12 protein-coding genes are annotated in these 17,811 nt (G+C 42.6%); 3 read left to right on the forward strand and 9 right to left on the reverse strand.

Annotation, left to right across the window (positions count from 1 at the left end; genetic code table 11):
- Positions 1-69: 69 nt before the first annotated feature.
- The 6 genes from HBL79_RS05480 to HBL79_RS05505 form a co-directional block, all read right to left on the reverse strand.
- A complete protein-coding gene (locus HBL79_RS05480; protein ID WP_167316916.1) occupies positions 70-1,536 on the reverse strand; it encodes an ESPR-type extended signal peptide-containing protein in 1,467 nt (488 codons plus the stop codon).
- Positions 1,537-2,787: 1,251 nt separating this feature from the next.
- A complete protein-coding gene (recD, locus tag HBL79_RS05485; RefSeq protein WP_046097401.1) occupies positions 2,788-4,881 on the reverse strand; it encodes an exodeoxyribonuclease V subunit alpha in 2,094 nt (697 codons plus the stop codon).
- On the reverse strand, positions 4,881-8,516 hold the full coding sequence (gene recB / locus HBL79_RS05490; RefSeq protein ID WP_035684582.1) for an exodeoxyribonuclease V subunit beta: 3,636 nt from the start codon (positions 8,514-8,516) through the stop codon (positions 4,881-4,883). Before recB ends, recD begins: the two co-directional genes overlap by 1 nt.
- Before the next feature lie 6 nt (positions 8,517-8,522).
- Positions 8,523-8,879, reverse strand: a complete 357-nt coding sequence (locus HBL79_RS05495) for a DsrE/DsrF/TusD sulfur relay family protein (RefSeq protein WP_017807284.1) — start codon at positions 8,877-8,879, stop codon at positions 8,523-8,525.
- A gap of 73 nt (positions 8,880-8,952) precedes the next feature.
- Complete coding sequence (locus HBL79_RS05500; protein ID WP_035684580.1) at positions 8,953-10,263, reverse strand: NCS2 family permease; 1,311 nt, start codon at positions 10,261-10,263, stop codon at positions 8,953-8,955.
- 293 nt (positions 10,264-10,556) lie between these two features.
- Positions 10,557-11,531: an oxidoreductase gene (locus HBL79_RS05505; RefSeq protein ID WP_035684573.1), complete on the reverse strand. Its 975-nt coding sequence runs from the start codon at positions 11,529-11,531 to the stop codon at positions 10,557-10,559.
- Positions 11,532-11,604: 73 nt separating this feature from the next.
- Here HBL79_RS05505 and ybaK point away from each other — a divergent pair, with 73 nt between their 5' ends.
- Positions 11,605-12,087, forward strand: coding sequence for a Cys-tRNA(Pro) deacylase (ybaK, locus tag HBL79_RS05510; protein ID WP_035684571.1), 483 nt, complete (start codon positions 11,605-11,607; stop codon positions 12,085-12,087).
- Positions 12,088-12,186: 99 nt separating this feature from the next.
- On the opposite strand, the gene fabA is transcribed toward ybaK, so the two are convergent.
- Together fabA and HBL79_RS05520 are read right to left on the reverse strand one after the other, a co-directional pair.
- Positions 12,187-12,717 (reverse strand): bifunctional 3-hydroxydecanoyl-ACP dehydratase/trans-2-decenoyl-ACP isomerase, encoded by a 531-nt coding sequence (gene fabA, locus HBL79_RS05515; RefSeq protein WP_017807287.1) that lies wholly within the window; start codon positions 12,715-12,717, stop codon positions 12,187-12,189.
- Positions 12,718-12,923: 206 nt separating this feature from the next.
- Positions 12,924-14,693 (reverse strand): AAA family ATPase, encoded by a 1,770-nt coding sequence (locus tag HBL79_RS05520; protein ID WP_035684567.1) that lies wholly within the window; start codon positions 14,691-14,693, stop codon positions 12,924-12,926.
- A 134-nt stretch (positions 14,694-14,827) separates the two neighbouring features.
- On the opposite strand from HBL79_RS05520, the gene matP reads away from it, so the two are divergent.
- Positions 14,828-15,277 carry a macrodomain Ter protein MatP gene (gene matP, locus HBL79_RS05525; RefSeq protein ID WP_035684565.1) on the forward strand — a complete coding sequence of 150 codons (450 nt, stop codon included), beginning with the start codon at positions 14,828-14,830 and terminating at the stop codon, positions 15,275-15,277.
- A 230-nt stretch (positions 15,278-15,507) separates the two neighbouring features.
- On the opposite strand, the gene selD is transcribed toward matP, so the two are convergent.
- Complete coding sequence (gene selD, locus HBL79_RS05530; protein WP_035685221.1) at positions 15,508-16,545, reverse strand: selenide, water dikinase SelD; 1,038 nt, start codon at positions 16,543-16,545, stop codon at positions 15,508-15,510.
- A 190-nt stretch (positions 16,546-16,735) separates the two neighbouring features.
- Here selD and gntR point away from each other — a divergent pair, with 190 nt between their 5' ends.
- Positions 16,736-17,734 (forward strand): gluconate operon transcriptional repressor GntR, encoded by a 999-nt coding sequence (gene gntR, locus HBL79_RS05535; RefSeq protein ID WP_035685218.1) that lies wholly within the window; start codon positions 16,736-16,738, stop codon positions 17,732-17,734.
- Positions 17,735-17,811: the final 77 nt, after the last annotated feature.

Below are 17,811 nucleotides of genomic sequence, written 5' to 3' on the forward strand. Positions count from 1 at the left end.
GGCTGTATGTATTGATATTGCCAGTATTATTATCTCTATATGCCTGATTTAAGTTGTTTTTTGCTGTATCTAATTGGGTTTGCAGTTTTTTTTCTTATCAATTGCGGTATTGCGTGCATCCATTGCATCTTTCATTGTTTGCGTCCAGCCCGCTTGTGCATTAGTCCCCATTGCAACAGAACCATATCCGCCCGCTTTTGCATTAAAGCCTGAAGCCGTAGAGCGTTCACCTGTAACAGTGGAAGAATCCCCTATTGCGGTTGCACGAGCATTAAAAGCTTGAGACACTGCCCCCACTGCGGTGGTGTTTTCAGCATGAGCCTCAGCCCATCCCCCCACTGCGGTGGCACGTTCAGCATTAGCCTCTGATTGTGCCCCTAAAGCACTAGATCCTCGGCTGGTTGCAATCGAATATGCCCCTAAGGCTGTGGCATTGGTAATTTGGTTATATAAATCCTTCAGCTCTTGTTGTTTTTGTTCATAACCTTCTTTGGTGTAAGTGGTTGGTTCAATGCCATTAAAATATTTTAAGCCGTATTCTTCTAGTTCTTTTTCTTTTTGCTTAATTTCTTCACTGTCCCCAACTTGAGCATTGTTACCAATGGCAATCCCGTATTTGGCTGTGGCTTTGGCTCCCGTCCCTTGTGCAATGGAGCGATCTGCCAAGGCGTTTGCTGCAAAGCCTATAGCTAGGGCATAATCAGCTAAGGCTTTGGAAGAACCACCTAACGCTGTCGTTACATCCCCCTTTGCCTGAGTAAATGCCCCGATACTGGTTGCACTTGAACCATCGGCATTAGCTGAAAAACCTAATGCGGTGGCTGGCCCCAGCCAGTATCCGCCATCCCCTCTTACCGCTGGTTTGCTTGGATCATTAGGGTTATAGGGCAAAAAGCCACCATCACCTGTTTTGTAATACCATTTGTTTACTGACACGACTGTCCCTTTCGCGTAAGCCCCGTCCCCAACGGCAACACTGTTTCTGGAATGAGTTTCTGCTCCACGGTTACCACCCCCGATAGCAATCGTCCCTACGGAGTTGGCATATTTTTCATTTGCTCCCGTATAATTTTTCTGGTTATTCGCTGAAGCATCGGAATTGTTTGGCCCCAATACACCGCGGTGAATGCTTTCGTTAAAGCCAGCTGGGGTGTCCCACACGGAAGGATCATAGCTCACATCGGTTTTCCCGCCCCCCGCTTGATAACCCGCATATTTTTTCGAAATGGTGGTATCAGAGGGTTGTGATGCCCCATCTAACATTTTTATGGTTTCGGTATCTGTTGAACTATTTGAACTTGAATTTGCGTTCGGTATGGTATCGTTAATTACTAAACTTGCGGCATAACTCGGCAATGTGGCACTTAAACCGAATAACATTAGGGTGAGGGTGGAAAGTTTAAAGCGAGAAAGGAAAGAACTTGAGGTGCTTTGGCTACTTCCCGATGAGGCTTTCACTCTATTTCGAGCAAATTCCGACACCACTTCGTGACGATTGGTTACACGGTTAAAAATCACTTTGAAAATCTTATTCATAATAAAAACCTTAATAAAAAAAATATTTGATAACTATTTTCTGCCTTCACATCCCCCATTTATTTAGCGAAAATCCAGATTGCTAAGCAGTGATGGCAGAGAGAAAACCCGTTAAAAAAGGCGAAAAATTCCCCTTTTCATTTTGCTGTTTTTAATTAACAGCCAGAAATAACTTAGAATAAAAAGTACTCCTCCAATTTATTATTTTCATTGTTATTTCATTTTGAAATCACCCCAAATCCCCTTAAATAACCAGAGCATTTTGCGGAATTTCGATTAAAAAATTTAACGCAATATATAGAAAAAGCCCCCAACAGAAAATAACACTTATTGAGTAGAAGTTGTCTTATCTCTTTTTATTTTCTTCTTAATTTTCAACAATAAACAACAACGCATTAATTTATGTAAAATAACATAAAAATAACGCATTTAAATAACAAAAATAAGAAGTTAAGCCACAAATCCAAAAACAAAACAACAAAAAACAACAAAAACACTTTACACAACTTAACACAAATACCTCGATTTATTTATAATATAAATATTACATTTTTGCTTTTACCCCCCCCCCCGATAATATTAAAAAATAGCATATTTAAATTACAAAAAGCCGTAATTAATGATATGGTTATTTTTATAAATTATTTTTTCTTTTATTTTTGTGATTTTATGTATTAATGCTTTTTAGCTGACGATTTTATTCGCATTTCATTACCTCTTTTTTAGTATTTATTTCTTGCTTTCTTAATTAAGGCGATATGCGTTTGATTTTATTTTATTCTGATAAAGCGGGGATTTTTCTTGCTGATTGTTTCACAAACTCAGCCCTGTAATTCGGCGTGTTTATTGTGGGCATTGCGTGCCATTAGTGAATGGAAAGAGAACGTAAGGTGGGGAAAATTTACTGCTAAGCCCTTTATTTCTGTGTATTCATCGGGGAAATTCCCTTTCTTTTCCCTCTGAACAACCTATCATTTGGAGTGTTTGCTTGCTCGCTTGGCGTTTATTTTGCACTTAGCTGACAATAATAAAGTGCGGTACAAAAATACTATGAATTTTCTTATTTTACGCTATAAAAAAACGCGGGATTTTTCACTTGAAATCTCGGCGTTTGGTAAAATTGGCTGAAGCGAATAATTCAAGCAAAACTTTAAGTGCGGTGCAAAATTTGGTTGTTTTTCTTATTTTACGCTATAAAAAAACGCGGGATTTTTCACTCAATCTCCGCGTTTTTTTGGGGAAAAGTCCGTTTTATTCACAGCGATGTTGTAGCTGTAACGCCAATCCACTCTGTCGTTTCGTTTGTTTTCGCACGGCAGTTTTCCAGCTTTGCTCAGTACTGAAAACAGTCACTTGAGTTTTGGCTCGGGTGATGCCAGTGTACACCAATTCGCGGGATAAAATGGGGTTGGGGTCGGTGGGTAGCACCATTAGGGCGTGGTTAAATTCTGAGCCTTGCGATTTATGCACGGTCATCACAAAAGCGGGTTCGTGGCTAGGAATACGGCTAGCGAGTTCGCGTTTGCCGTTTTCAAAATAAAACCGTCCGCGTTTAATACCTTGTTCATCGTGGCTAATGAGATATAAGCCAATATCGCCATTATATAAGCCCACATTGCTGTCATTTTGCGTAATCATTATGGGCTTGCCTACATAATGTTCGCGGGGGTGGTGAAATTGCACCAGCCCTTTTGCTCGCAAGCCTTCGGCGATGTATTGATTGAGTTTTTCGCTGCCTAACTCGCCTACTCTTAAGGCAGTTAAGTAACGCACTTGGTTAAAGGCGGCAAAAATATGTTGCACTTGCTCAGGGGTTATTGGCGAGGTTTGTTCACTTAACTTTTGGATTTCTTGCAAAAAATAGGTGTAATTTAACACCGCACTTTGCACTACCCTTTTCGCACAATGTTGTTGATAAACAAGGCTATTCGCCTCTTCGCTCTGATATTGTGCCAAATCCACAAGGCTTAAAGCTGAATTTGTGACAACATCACAATTAATCTCATCATTTACCTGCTGGCTAACTTGTTGAAAATGGGTGATCGCGATGTCTTTATGCAAAAATTGCCAGCTCTCTTCGGCTTTGCCTTGATTAATCAGCTTAGCTAAACGCCCAATGGCTGAATGTTCATCAAAGCGGTGGCTTTGAGTTAAATGGCAAAGGTGATCGCGAATAGGATTGCCCGCTGGATTTGACGCTAATGCTTGCCCTGTGGTTTGGGCTAAATAGGCAACAAAATCAGGGCTGTATCCTTGAGCCAAAAACTTACCTAGCTCAGCCAAAATCGCCCCTGCCTCCACCGAAGCGAGCTGATCTTTATCGCCAAGCAAAATTAATTTCGTTTGCGGTTGCAAGGCTTGGAGCAATTTCGCCATTAGTGATAGGTCGATCATTGAAGACTCGTCCACCACCAGCACATCAAGCAAGAGCGGATTTTGCTTATTGTGCTTTGGATTTTCCTCAAAAAAACGCACGCCTAGCAAGCGGTGCAAGGTTTCAGGCTGAGTGGGAATGGCTTGGATCAATTCATCATCAAGAGCGAGTTCCTTTTTCAAGCGAGCAAGGGAATTATCCATACTCTCTTTTAAGCGTGCCGTTGCTTTGCCTGTGGGGGCGACCAGTTTAATGCGTAACTGCTGTTGATAAAGGGTTTGCAACGCGAGTAATAGACGGGTTACGGTGGTGGTTTTGCCCGTTCCTGGCCCGCCACTTATAAGGGTGAAAGCCTGTTTCATCGCCATTGCCACCGCGATTTTTTGCCAGTTGATTACGCCTTTCTGCGGAGCTTCAGGGAAATATTTTTGCAACACCTCCGCAATTTGTGCATTTTCTAAAGTGCGGTCAAAAACGCCGAGATTTTGCACCGCACTTTGCATTTTTTGCGTTGCTTCATTCGCCACGTTCATTGACTGAGTGCTTTTAGCGAAATACTCCGCAACGCGATATTCATCTTGCCAAATGCGATAAAAATATAAGCGTTCAAATTGAAACACCAGCGGGGCAACTTTGTCTTGAGGCTGGTGAGTAAAGGCGATGTGGGATTGCAACTGAGATTGCCACTGCTCAACGGGCAAATGCTCAATTTTTTCATTAATACGGTGCAAATAATCCCGCTCGCTATAGGGCAAATTCAGCAACGCGGGCAATAAATCCGCCTCTAAGTGCAAGCAACTATGCCCTTGTTGATAGGAATAATGACAAAGTGCGGCAAGCAAAATGGCTAAATTTTGTTGCAAAGGGGAATAAGGCTGTCCTTGCTGTTTTTCCGCAATCAAGCGGGCGAAATGGTAATCGCCCTCGCTGAGAATGCTTTTTTGTTTGAGTTCTTTTAAAAGACTGAGCATTAAAATAATTCCTCTAAAGCTTGAATGAGCCGCCAATCGGGCTTATCAAAAAACACGCCTGTTTGATCTTGCCCGTTCATTCCACGCAAAAATGTATAGATCACGCCGCCAAAATCCCGTTCATACTGATAATGGGGATCACGTTGGCGAAGATAGCGGTGCAAGGCGAGGCTATAAAGCAAATATTGCCAATCATAAAAGCCTTGTTGCATCACAGCGGGCAAGCGGTCGGGCTGATAATTTTCCGCTTGATTGCCAAGTAAATTCGATTTGTAGTCCAGAATATAATATTTGCCATTGTGACGAAAAACGAGGTCGATAAACCCGCGTAACATTCCTTTCAAGCGTTCAAAAATCAGGGCTTGGCTTGGGTAAGGGTGATATTGGGACAAGGCTCGATTAAAGCCCGCCGCGTCAAAATTTTTGCTCAATTTCAAATAAAACTGCATTTCTTTTAAGCAATCTTGCGGTTGAATTTGTGCCAAGCTGAGGCTTTCCCCCGCTAATAATGGGCTGTGATAAATCGCCTCAAACCATTGTTTCAGCGGTGAAATCCATTGTTCATCAAGTTGCAACTGCTTGCAAAGTTTTTGTAAGTTCTCTTCTTCTATCGCCGATTGAGCGGTGTTTTTTTCTAAATAGCGGTGCAAAATCGTGCCTACTCGCACGCCACTTGGTAACTCAAAAGGAGAAAAACCTTGCGGATAAGGGCTATCTTGCAGTGGATTTTCTTCTAGCAAGATCGCATTTTCTGCCATTGAGGTTTCGGCGGGAAGATTAAAATCATAATCTCGGCTTTGATCAAAAACCTTAAACATTTCCACCGCACTTTGATCTTGGGCGGAATCTAAGGCGTGCAATTTATTGCGTTGATGTTTATGCACGATGTCGGTAAAACTGGTTACCCCCCAATGATATTCAATCTTGCCACGAAATATCGCAGGGCTAAAATGTTGTTCCGCTGTGGTTGGCATAATGGCTTCGCTTGGCGTGAGTTCGCTCGCCTCTCGCAACGCAAGGGCATTCGTGCCAACTTTTTGTTGCAACGCTCGCAATAATGGCTCGGCTTGATAATCCTTCTTTTTCAACGCCGTTTCTTGCCCGATTTCCCCCTCCGTTAGCACATATAAAAAACTATTCCAGCTAGCTTCAAAGGTTTTTGGCAGGCACATCGCCACTTGGTATTTGGCTCGGGTTAATGCCACATAGAGCAAGCGTAATTCTTCCGCGAAGGTTTCTTTATCTACTTGATCTTGTTGCTGATTTTCCATATCCCACAGCACTTTCTCTTGCTGTGGTGAATAATAAGTGCTGATCGCATTTTTTTTGTTTTTCGCGGGAGCGGAAATAAAAGGCAACCAAACTAAATCATAAGCCAGCCCTTTAGATTTATGAATGGTAACGATTTTCACCAAATCTCGCTCGCTCTCTAGGCGAATGGTTTCTTCAAGGCGATCTGTGCCTTGAATTTGCTTTTCAAACCAACGCAATAACCCCGCTTCACTCTCATTCAGACGGCTGGCTTGTTGTAATAATTCGGCGAGGTGCAGAAAATCTGTAATGGTGCGTTCGCTTTGTGCATTGGCAAGCAAGCGTTGGGTTAAATCACTGTTGAGCAATAGCTGGTGTAACATCACCAAAATGCCTTTTTGTTGCCAGGTTTTTTGATAGGCAAAAAATTGCTCAACAAGATTCTCCCACGCGTTTTCATCTTGCTTGATTTGGTAAATTTCTGCACTGGTGAAATGGAATAAACGGGTGGCGATGGCATTTAAAATATAGCGTTCGTTCAACGGGTTTAAACAAGCTTGCAAAATCAATGCCATTTCTTGAGCGGTGGGGCTGTCAAACACGTTGCTTTTGTCCGATAAATACACCGATGCAATGCCTAAATTTTGCAAGGCAGTTTTGACTAATTCCGCTTCGTGGCGGTTTCTCACTAGCACGGCGATATTTTTCGCTTTAAGCGGTTGATCGGAAAAATGGGCTTGATTTTGTACCGCACTTTTTAACCATTGTTGAATGGAAATGGCACAATATTGGGCGAATGCTTGGCGATCATTTTTTTCACTCAAATAACAGCTCAACGCAGGCTCATCTTGCCCGTTAAGATTAAACGCTGGCAAGGCTTTTCCCGCTTTGACGGGGGAAAATTGAATATCATCAAATAAAAAGGGCGGTGGCGAGCTAAAGTTAAAAATGCCATTGACGCATTCAATTAATTCTGCGGTAGAACGCCAGTTTTCTTGCAAAGTAAAACGGTGATCCGCCTGTTGCGAGGCTTTAAAATAGGTGAAAATATCCGCACCACGGAATTTATAAATAGACTGCTTAGGGTCGCCAATCATAATAAAGCCCGACTGTTGCGGGGCATTTTCAATATAAATTTTCGAGAAAATTTGATATTGCTGTGCGTCCGTATCCTGAAATTCATCAATCATCGCAAAGGGATATTGATTGCGGATCAGTGTGGCTAATTCTTGTCCATTTTCCGCATACAATCCATCACGCACCAGACGTAATAAATCATCAAAGCCTTTTTCAACGTGCTGTTGTTTGTAGTGAATGAGCTTCTGCCGAATGCCTGTAATGCAATGATACAGCACCAGTGGCAAGCTGAGCGTTGAGCATTCCTGCTGTTGAGCGAGGGCTTCCGCCTGTTCAAAAAGAAAATGTTGCAGCGGCGTACTCCCCGCTTTGGTTTTCTCAATAATTTTAGCAGTGGTGAAATGCTCAAAAACATCGGGTAACGCAAAATCATTGGGGTTATTCGCCCATTGACGCATTTTGTTAAACCGACTTTCAACCCACGAAGTGCGGTAGTTTTTTTGGCTAGATTTATTTTCTTCCAACAAGTCAAACAACGCTTGTTCATTGCTCAGCCATTGTTGTTTGAAATGGGAAATGGATTGATACAGTGGAAGCAAGCGTTGCTGAAAAAATTCATCAAGGGATAAATCCAGCAAACTCGCGTCAGAAAGGGCAACGTTAAAGGTTTCTGCCCCTAAATAAGGCTCAATTTTTTTCAGTAATTCTTGCGGATTATAGAGTTCTCTTTGGATAAACTGTGCGATCGCAAGAGGCTGATGATAAAAGGTTTCTCGCCAAAATTCATTGGTGAGGCGTTCGAGCAATTCGCTCTCATCTCTCACCAATTCCAAATTAAAATGCACGCCCGAGTTAAAGGCATATTGCATTAGCATACGACGACAAAAACTATGGATCGTGTAAATGGCAGCGGTGTCCATACTCTGCTCTGCCCAGCTCAGGCGTTGAATACTTTGCGATAAATCAGGCAAGGTTTTAACCAGCTCGCCTAATAGGGGATCACCACCCGCGATGAAAACCTGCGGATCACTACTGGCTTGATATTGAAGCAATAATTGCTTGCTTTGATAAATCCTTGCTCGAATACGCTCCCGCAATTCTTGCGTTGCCATATCCGTGAAGGTAACCACCAAAATTTTATCCACAGGCAACGGCTGGTCAAAGCAATTTTCGCCCGCTTGGAGCAATAAACGAATATACAATGAAGCCATTGTGTAAGTTTTACCCGTGCCTGCTGAGGCTTCAATCAAGCTCACTCCTTGCAAGGGCAATGTAGCTGGGTTAAGTATTTCTGTTTTTGTCGTCATCATAAATTAAAAATTCAAGACTTTATCCGCTTCCATCGTCCAATCTGCCAGTTCTGCCAAGGTGCCAATTTCTACGCCCTCTGCAAGAGCAAGATTTTGAATTCCTCGTGCATTGGCACAGGTTTTGCATAGTTTAATGGTCGCCCCTTGTGCAGTGAGGGTTTCGATCATTTGTTGTAAATGATAACCTTCGGCAGGCGTTTGCTGTGCTAACCCACCAACCACCGCATCAGACATAAAAAATAAGCGTAATTGTACCGCACTTTTATGCTGTTCTTGTAGCTGTAATGCTAAACGCAAAGCACTAAAAAAATGCTCATCGCCATAAGGAGAAGAATGAAGAATAAATAACAGCTTTTGCATTTTGATTTCCTTTGTTAGAGGTGAGATGTGAAAAGTGGGCGGTTTCGCCCACTTAATTTCTTTAAATTTAAACTTAGCCTACCCAAACAAATTTGGCAATAAAGAGTAAGGACACCACCCAAACAGGGGCATTCACTTCCTTCCAGCGACCTGTGCAAACTTTCATTACACAGTAGCTAATAAAACCAAAGGCGATCCCTTCAGTGATGGAATAGGTGAACGGCATCATTGCTGCGGTGATAAAGGCGGGGGTGGCTTCGGTTAAATCTTCCCATTGCACACGAATTAGGCTTGAAGCCATTAAAATTCCCACATAAACCAACGCACCCGCCGTGGCATAAGCTGGCACGACGCTGGCTAATGGTGAGAAGAAAATGGTGAGTAAGAAAAGCAAGCCAACCACAACGGCCGTCATTCCCGTGCGTCCACCCACGGACACACCTGCCCCACTCTCAATATAAGTACTGATTGCAGAAGTGCCGATATAGGATCCCGCCACCGCACTTACGCTGTCCACATAAAGGGCTTGTTTCATTTTCGGGAAGCGGCCTTGTTCATCGCTAATCCCTGCTTTATCAGTTACGCCAAGCAATGTGCCTGAAGAGTCAAATAAATTGACAAGCAAGAAAGAGAAAATAATGCCGAGCAAGGCGGTATCCAACGCACCGACAATATCCACTTTGCCCACCACTGGTTCAAGGCTTGGTGGCATTGAAATGATCCCGTGAAACACAACGCTATCATCAAATAATAAGGCTAAAGTTGTAACCACTGCGATAGAAATCAACACGCCAGAATAAATATTGCGTGCCGCTAGCACAACGATAATAAAGAAGCCCAAAATCCCCATTAACACTTGCGGATCGTGTAGCTCACCTAATGCCACTAAAGTTGCTGGGTTTGCCACCACTAAGCCCATATTTTTAAAACCGATCAGGGAGATAAAAAAGCCAATCCCCGCCCCAATGCCGACGCGTAAACTGAGCGGAATTGATGCCATTAACCAATAGCGAATTTGGAACAGCGTTAGCACTAATAAGCCAACCGATCCCCAAAAGATCGCCCCCATTCCCACTTGCCACGAGTAGCCTAATTTGCTCACTACCACATAAGCAAAAAAGGCATTCAGCCCCATTGCGGGAGCGAGTGCGATAGGCAAATTGCTGAACAAGCCCATTGCAATCGTGCCGAAAGCGGCGATTAAACAGGTGGTAACAAACACCACTTGTTTATCCATTCCCGCATCACCTAACACGGACGGATTAACAAAAACGATATAAACCATCGTGAAGAAGGTGGTGATCCCCGCGATAATTTCTGTTTTTGCTGTGGTATTTTTTTGCTTGAGTTTAAAAAGTTTTTGTAGAACAGACTGATTTTCCATTTTTTAATCCAATTTCGTTGATAAAAAAGATGAAAAACGCGACTTAAAGAAGGGTGTTTTTCCTGCCAATTCTAGCAGAAAGCAAACGATTTCGCGATAGATTTTTCGCAAATTTTTCTCGTTGTTTCAATTCAAAATCAGGCAAGGCAGTATTATTTTGCAATCAAATAACGATAATAGAAAAAGCAAAGTGCGGTGGAAAATTTGCTTATTTTTCTGACCGCACTTTTTACCGTGGTGATCGCCGTTAAAGCTCAATAAAATGAAGCTCAAAATAAAGTAGGGCTGAAATCTTAATAGCCCGCTTGATACACTTGCTCGGCTAATTTCACTGCCATTAAAGCGAGGGTAAAGCGTTGGTCATCTGCCACTGACCAAAATTCAATGCCATTTTGCACCGCACTTTCGATCTGGCTAAGATTGCTTAAATGCAGCTTCACGTCATTTTCGCCGTTTTCCTTTTCCCCATTAATCACAGGGGTAATGAGCGTTTCGGGTTGATAATCAAGCAAAGCATTTTGTTGCCACATCTCCACAACTGCTTCGCTCGATACCTCATAATCAAAAAACGCACTCACTTGCTGAGCCATTCCATAAAACACGGGTACTTGCACTGGGTGGAACACCACATTATCAAGCTGTGGGAAAATTTTTTGCACTTGAGCAGATAAATTGGCACTTTTCACAGGGAAAACATCAAAGGCTAGGCGTTGCACATTTTCATCTAACGGAATGCCGTTCAAAAGCCGTGCAGTTTGCCCCGCAAGCTCAGCAACTTTTTCATCACCCATATAAGACGCGGGCAGGAATGAGCTGATAATGAGTTGTTTTAACGGATAATTTTGTAAAACGTCCGCCAATGGCAAAAGGCTTTGCGTAACTTGCGGGTTCGGGAGAGAAACGATATTACGCTGACGCAACTCCGCTAATTGCTGATCGTTCACCGTTGGAATAACCACAGGAACATCAGGCAAGCTGGCACAAATGCCAAACAGATCAATAAGCACACAACCCGCTTCTGCCGCTTTGGCTAAATGGCTGGCGTGAGCCACTTCACCCGCGAAAAACACATAATTGAACGCCGCCCAATCCGCGTCTTCGGGTGAATACTGAGCAACAGCTTTATTGTTGAAGCGAATGCCTTGTTCTTCATTAAATGGGTAAATTTCTACCACAGCCAACTCTGCAATCTCTAATTGACTTTGGGCTAGGCTATCGGCGAGTTTTTCGGCAAGCTCAAATTCTGCCGCAATCGCAATTTTTAACATTTTTTCTCCCTTGATCTTGATAATCAGCGTAAAATAAGCCCCGCATTTTACAGAATTTTTGTAGGAAAGGAAAATGACGCCCGCCATTGATTTACTAAAAAAGCAAAAAATCCCTTTTGTGCTTCATCATTACGATCACGATCCCAATAATACGCATTTTGGCGATGAAGCGGCGGAAAAATTAGGCATTCCACCAGAGCAATCCTTTAAAACTCTCTTAGTCGCTGAAAATGGCGATCAGAAAAAACTGGCTTGTTTTGTGTTGCCGACAGCAAATAAGCTCAATTTGAAAAAAGCGGCAAAAGCCATTGGTGCGAAAAAAGTAGAAATGGCAGAGAAAGATGCGGCACAGAAAAGTTCAGGTTATTTAGTGGGGGGAATTAGCCCTTTAGGACAAAAGAAACAGTTGAAAACGGTGATTGCACAATCCGCGTTAGACTTTACGCAAATTTACGTTTCAGGTGGAAAGCGTGGCTTGAGCGTTGAACTCGCACCGCAAGCTCTTGCCCGTTGCATTAATGGGATCTTTGCCGATATTATTGATGAGAAAGACTAACTCATATTTCAATTTGTCTTATTTTGAAGGCATAAAAAAGGCTCAAGCGAAAAAGGGGAAAACTGCTTGAGCCAAGATCATAGAGAATGCAAAAAGGAATTAAAACGCTGAAGTATCTTGGAATAATCCAACTTTGAGATCCGTGGCGGTGTAAATTACTCGACCGTCCACTTCTACCTCACCGTCTGCTAATCCCATTACCAATTTGCGGTTTACCACACGTTTCATATTAATGCGGTAAATCACTTTTTTCGCTGTTGGCAAAATTTGCCCAGTGAATTTCACTTCACCAACGCCTAAGGCTCTGCCCTTTCCTTTGCCGCCGATCCAGCCCAGATAGAAACCGACAAGTTGCCACATCGCATCTAGCCCTAAACAACCCGGCATTACGGGATCGCCGATAAAATGACAAGCAAAGAAGGGTAAATCAGGGTGAATGTCTAATTCTGCTTCAATATAACCTTTCTCAAAATCGCCACCTGTTTCACTCATTTCTACAATGCGATCCATCATCAACATTGTGGGTGCGGGGAGCTGTGGGCCTTGCTTACCAAATAGTTCACCACGTCCTGATGCCAATAAATCCTCATAGCTGTAGCTACTCTTCTTATTCGGTGTACAAGTGTTCATTATTTTTTATTCCTCTTAATGATGACGATACGGATTGTATCAACTTTTCAGGCATTCTATCAGCTATTTCACAAAATAGATAGAGCTAACACTTGTTAGCTCAACTTATCGGATCAGTGGGATTGAAATATCATTTCAAATAAAAAAATAGGCGACCCCACTTGTCGCCTATTTTCGAGATGTTGCACGATGCCACGTTTTATCGGCTAATGTTTCCGCCTAAACAACCAATGCCAAAAGCCACTTTTTTGTTGCTCGGAATGGAGCGATAAGCGTTGATTAATCAGCAGGTTTAAAGGTTGGTTTTCCTCATTGTAAGTGCAATCTTCTTCCGCTAATAAATGCCGTTTGAAGAGAATTTCGCAGGCTTGGAACACATCTTCCACTGCCCAAATAAAAAACTGCTGATTTTGCACCGCACTGATGACTTGTTCAGAAAGGCTCAGTTGAGGCTGTACGGCAGTGGGAATGATTACGCCCTGCTCGCCCGTTAGCCCACGCTTTTCGCAAATTGCGAAAAAGCCTTCAATTTTCTGATTAACGCCCCCTACGGAATGTACCAAACCAAATTGATCGATCGCCCCTGTGATGGCGATAGATTGTGGCAGCGGTTGCTGAGATAACGCACTTGCCAACACACAAAAACACGCCAACGACGCACTGTCGCCATCAATTTCGCTGTAGGACTGCTCAAAGGCGATAGAAGCTGAAAAAGGCAACTGGCTAGGCAAATCTAACATATTCGCCAAACACACTTCAGCAATCATTGTACCTTTGGCGTGAATATTCCCTGCTAGCTCATTTTTTCTTTCTATGTCAATAACTTCCCCTTCACCTAACTGCACTACACAGCTAATACGCGAGGGTTCACCAAAAGAAATGGGGCTACCCGGATATTCAATCACCGATAACCCGTTGATTTGCCCCACTGCCTCCCCTTGTGTGGCAACATAAATTTGTTCGTGCAGAATATCCGCGTAAGTTTGCTGTTGCAAAAAGCCTTGTTGGTGTTGTTTCGATTGAAAATATTGTTCAAAATCCACCGCACTTAATGAAGATTTCTGCACCAGAGTACGGGTGTTACTCAGTATTTCTTTTAATTTCAGCGGGGAAATGCTAATGCAATAGTGATCTTCACTTTCTCGCACCAAGAGCTGGTACAACTTATTCAGCCCCTCAGCGGAAATTTCTAGCCCAAAAGATTGCGCATAAGATCGCACATAATCGCCCCATTGTTGCTGATCTTGTTCATTCTCTAAAGAAAAATAGCTTTCGATTTCGCTATAATCTGCCAACTGATAGAGGGTTTCGTCCAGTTCTTCTAATAAGGCAAGTTGTGTGCGATCGCCGAGCAAAATCACTTTCAAAGCAAGGGGATAGCTCGGAATTTCACAAGGCAAGGCTTTATAAGGGTGCGAAGATTGCCAATGAAATTGTTGCTCAGTTAAGATCTGCTTCAAACGTTCCCACAAGCCCACCTGCGTTAATAAAGGCTCAACACTTAAAATCAACACGCCGCCATTGAGTTGATGCACTAATCCACTTTGTAAATCAATCTGTTGCGATGAAGAATGAACACGAACATTGCCGAAGAGCCGTTGGCTATCATAATAAATCGCACTGGCAACCGCTTTTTTATTGGCAAAATTGGCTTCGTGGTGTTGAGCTGCCCGCATTGTGATGTGAGGAAATGTCTGTGCTAAGCCTTGTTCAATCTCATAATGCACACCGTGTAGCGGTAGTGCTGGCGGCTGTAAATTGCCGACGTAATCCGCCAATAACGCCGCATATTCCGTTTGCTGATCCGCTTTCAACACTAACAAAGTGCGGTCAGAATTTTGCATAAATTGCGTGATACTCGCACTAGCACGCGGCTGTAAAGCAAAAAAATCCGTCGCTTGCGATGTGGCAGTTTGCACCGACAACGTAGGACGTAAATGCTGCCAAGATAAAGATTGATTAAATAATGCAGGCAAGGCTTAAGGCTCTCTTGGTTAATTGAAAAGGGTGATTATCGCATATTTCGCCCTAAATCAAAAATTTACTGGCGAAAAAAAAGAGAACAGCGTAAACTTAACGAGTTACCGCGTAACGAGAGGGGAAATTGACGATGAAATATCAAAAGCTAGAAAACCAAGAAGCCCATTGGAAATGGCTCTATTTAACCAAAAAAGCCCGTGAAGGGGAGCAAATTACCCGTTATGAAGAACGTAGCTTGCAACAAGAAATGGTTCGCCAGCTTATTGCAGCACAAAACCATTCTTCGGAAATTGAAGAATGGGTGAAAACACACCTTTCACCAAAGTTAGTGGTGAAATTGGATCAAGCCATTCGTGCGCGGCGTAAACGTTTTTTTAATGGCGAAAAACAAACCACCAAGAAAAAATCTATCGATCTTGAATATGCCGTGTGGTTACGCCTCTCAAAATATGCGAAAAAAATGAAAATGACCCTCTCTGAAACCATCACTTATATGATTGATGAGCGAGAAAGCAAAGTCGCCTATGAACATCAAATGTCGGCAATGAAAGAGGGGTTGAAAGATTTGTTGAAAAAATAGACCGCACTTTCTACATTACCAATTAACCGATCTTGACTTGATAAAACCTAACGTATCATTATAGAAAAATGTTTTTCGCATTCATATCAGGTTACTTTAAGTGCTTTCTACTCAACGCTTGTATGAATGCGAAATCTATCTAGTTATAAGTTTTCCCCATATTATTTTCAACGTAGTTTCTTTTCCAAATCGAGTAAAAAATTTTTACCTTCATAAAATAGGATCTAATCTTACCGCACTTCAATAAGAAAATCTTGGGCTTGATCGGTTAGTTCTCCCACTTCGATCAACGCAATGCCCTCTTGCTGAGCTAGTGCGATAACCTCATCAATGGTTTCAGGTTTCACGGCGATGAGCAAGCCACCTGAGGTTTGCGGATCGCATAATACGGCTTTTTGTAGATCGGTCATCGGTGAAATTTTATGCCCGTAGCTGTCAAAATTTCGCCCTGTGCCGCCCGGTACGCAACCTTTTTCGATATAACGAAGCACGCCCTCTAAGGTTTTGATTTTGTCAAAATCCACTTTCGCATTAAGGTGTGAGCCTTCGCAAATCTCGCTTAAATGCCCCAACAAGCCAAAGCCTGTTACATCGGTCATCGCGGTAATGCCATCAAGTTCGGCAAATTTCGCACCAATTTTATTCATTTGGCACATCGTGGCGGTGGCTAAGCCTTTATGCTCCGCTTTGAGTTTGCCTTTTTTCTCGGCGGTCGTTAAAACGCCAATGCCTAACGGTTTGGTTAAATAGAGCTTGCAACCTGCCTGTGCAGACGCATTCTTTTTCACTTTATCCGTTGCGATCACGCCTGTTACCGCCAAACCAAAAATTGGCTCGGGAGCATCAATGGAATGTCCGCCCGCGAGGGCAATCCCCGCTTGTTGGCAGGCGAAACGTCCGCCATCAACAATACGCTGTGCGACACTTGGCGGTAATAATTTAATCGGGAAGCCTAAGATGGCAATCGCCATAATCGGTTTGCCCCCCATTGCATAAATATCACTGATGGCGTTGGTGGCAGCAATGCGTCCAAAATCGAAAGGATCATCCACAATCGGCATAAAGAAATCTGTTGTGCTAATAATGCCTAGCCCGTTGCCGATGTCATAAACCGCCGCGTCATCTTTGGTTTCATTGCCAACTAGCAAATTAGGATCAACAAATTTTTCCATTTCTGAATGCAAAATGCTTTCCAACACTTTGGGTGAAATTTTACAACCACAGCCCGCCCCGTGGCTGTATTGAGTTAAACGAACGGTTTCTGCCACGGTTTGATTTAAGGCATTTTGTACATCATTAAAATTTGCGTTTTCTTGCATTATTTTTTCCTCGCTTTACCATCAACTGATGAGTGAATATTGGCATTATACGCCGATTTATTAAGTGCGGTGATTTTTTGTGAGATTTTTGGCTTAAATCAGTTAAAATGGCTTATCCTTATTTTTCAATAATATGCCAATGAATAGACGAAAACGCCCTACGTTACAAATGATTGCCGACCATCTTGGCTTAACCAAAATGACAATCAGTCGTTATTTACGCAATCCAAATTCTGTTGCACTTGAAACGCAACAAAAAATCGCCGCGGCGATTGAGCAGTTTGGTTATATTCCAAATCGGGCACCAGATATTTTATCCAACGCAAAAAGCCTCGCTATTGGTGTGCTGCTTCCGTCACTTACCAATCAAGTGTTTGCTGAAGTACTCAAAGGCATTGAGCTAATCACAGATCAAGCAGGCTATCAAACTATGGTGGCACACTATGGATATAGTGTAGAAAAAGAGGAACAACGCATAGAAAGTCTGCTGTCTTACAATGTTGATGGGCTGATTTTATCAGAAAATCACCACAGCCCTCGCACCTTGAAAATGCTGGAAGTGGCAAATATTCCTATCATTGAAATTATGGATAGCAGTGAAATGGGGATTCAACAAGTCGTGGGATTTGATAATGTGGCTGCTGCACAATCAATGGTAGAAACGCTCATTCATTATGGTCATAAAAACGTCGTTTATTTTACTGCAAGAATGGATAAACGCACGAAGCTAAAAATGCAAGGCTATGAAAATGCAATGAAAAAACACGGTTTAACGCCACATAGTTTAATTACCTCCGAGCCATCATCTTTCACTTTAGGGGCAAATTTATTACGTCAAGCCCTAGAACAATATCCTGATACCAACGGTATTTTCTGTACGAACGATGACTTAGCAATCGGTGCATTATTTGAATGCCAACGTTTAGGAATAAAAATTCCACAAGACATCGCCATTGCTGGCTTTCACGGCCACGATGTAGGTCAATCAATGACACCTCAACTCGCTACTGTTATTACACCAAGGTTGGAAATTGGCAAAATTGCCGCTCAAGAGCTATTAAATCGCTTAAAAGGTATTCCGATGCAAAGTCATATTATCAATTTGGGCTATGAAATTCATTTGGGGGAAAGTATTTAGCAATAGAAAATAACTAAAACTAACCTGTATATTTCAATTACCAAACTAAGCTGTAATGTAACAGCTGAAAATAGATC

It is taken from the genome of Avibacterium paragallinarum (genome assembly GCF_011765605.1).
GTDB classification, from domain to species: domain Bacteria; phylum Pseudomonadota; class Gammaproteobacteria; order Enterobacterales; family Pasteurellaceae; genus Avibacterium; species Avibacterium paragallinarum.

What these genes read in the sequence shown, in the direction of transcription:
- recD (WP_046097401.1), bottom strand. Translation starts at nt 4,881, where the DNA reads ATGCTCAGTCTTTTAAAAGAACTCAAACAAAAAAGCATTCTCAGCGAG.
- fabA (WP_017807287.1), bottom strand. Translation starts at nt 12,717, where the DNA reads ATGAACACTTGTACACCGAATAAGAAGAGTAGCTACAGCTATGAGGAT.
- ybaK (WP_035684571.1), top strand. Translation starts at nt 11,605, where the DNA reads ATGACGCCCGCCATTGATTTACTAAAAAAGCAAAAAATCCCTTTTGTG.
- HBL79_RS05495 (WP_017807284.1), bottom strand. Translation starts at nt 8,879, where the DNA reads ATGCAAAAGCTGTTATTTATTCTTCATTCTTCTCCTTATGGCGATGAG.
- recB (WP_035684582.1), bottom strand. Translation starts at nt 8,516, where the DNA reads ATGACGACAAAAACAGAAATACTTAACCCAGCTACATTGCCCTTGCAA.
- HBL79_RS05500 (WP_035684580.1), bottom strand. Translation starts at nt 10,263, where the DNA reads ATGGAAAATCAGTCTGTTCTACAAAAACTTTTTAAACTCAAGCAAAAA.
- matP (WP_035684565.1), top strand. Translation starts at nt 14,828, where the DNA reads ATGAAATATCAAAAGCTAGAAAACCAAGAAGCCCATTGGAAATGGCTC.
- gntR (WP_035685218.1), top strand. Translation starts at nt 16,736, where the DNA reads ATGAATAGACGAAAACGCCCTACGTTACAAATGATTGCCGACCATCTT.
- HBL79_RS05480 (WP_167316916.1), bottom strand. Translation starts at nt 1,536, where the DNA reads ATGAATAAGATTTTCAAAGTGATTTTTAACCGTGTAACCAATCGTCAC.
- HBL79_RS05505 (WP_035684573.1), bottom strand. Translation starts at nt 11,531, where the DNA reads ATGTTAAAAATTGCGATTGCGGCAGAATTTGAGCTTGCCGAAAAACTC.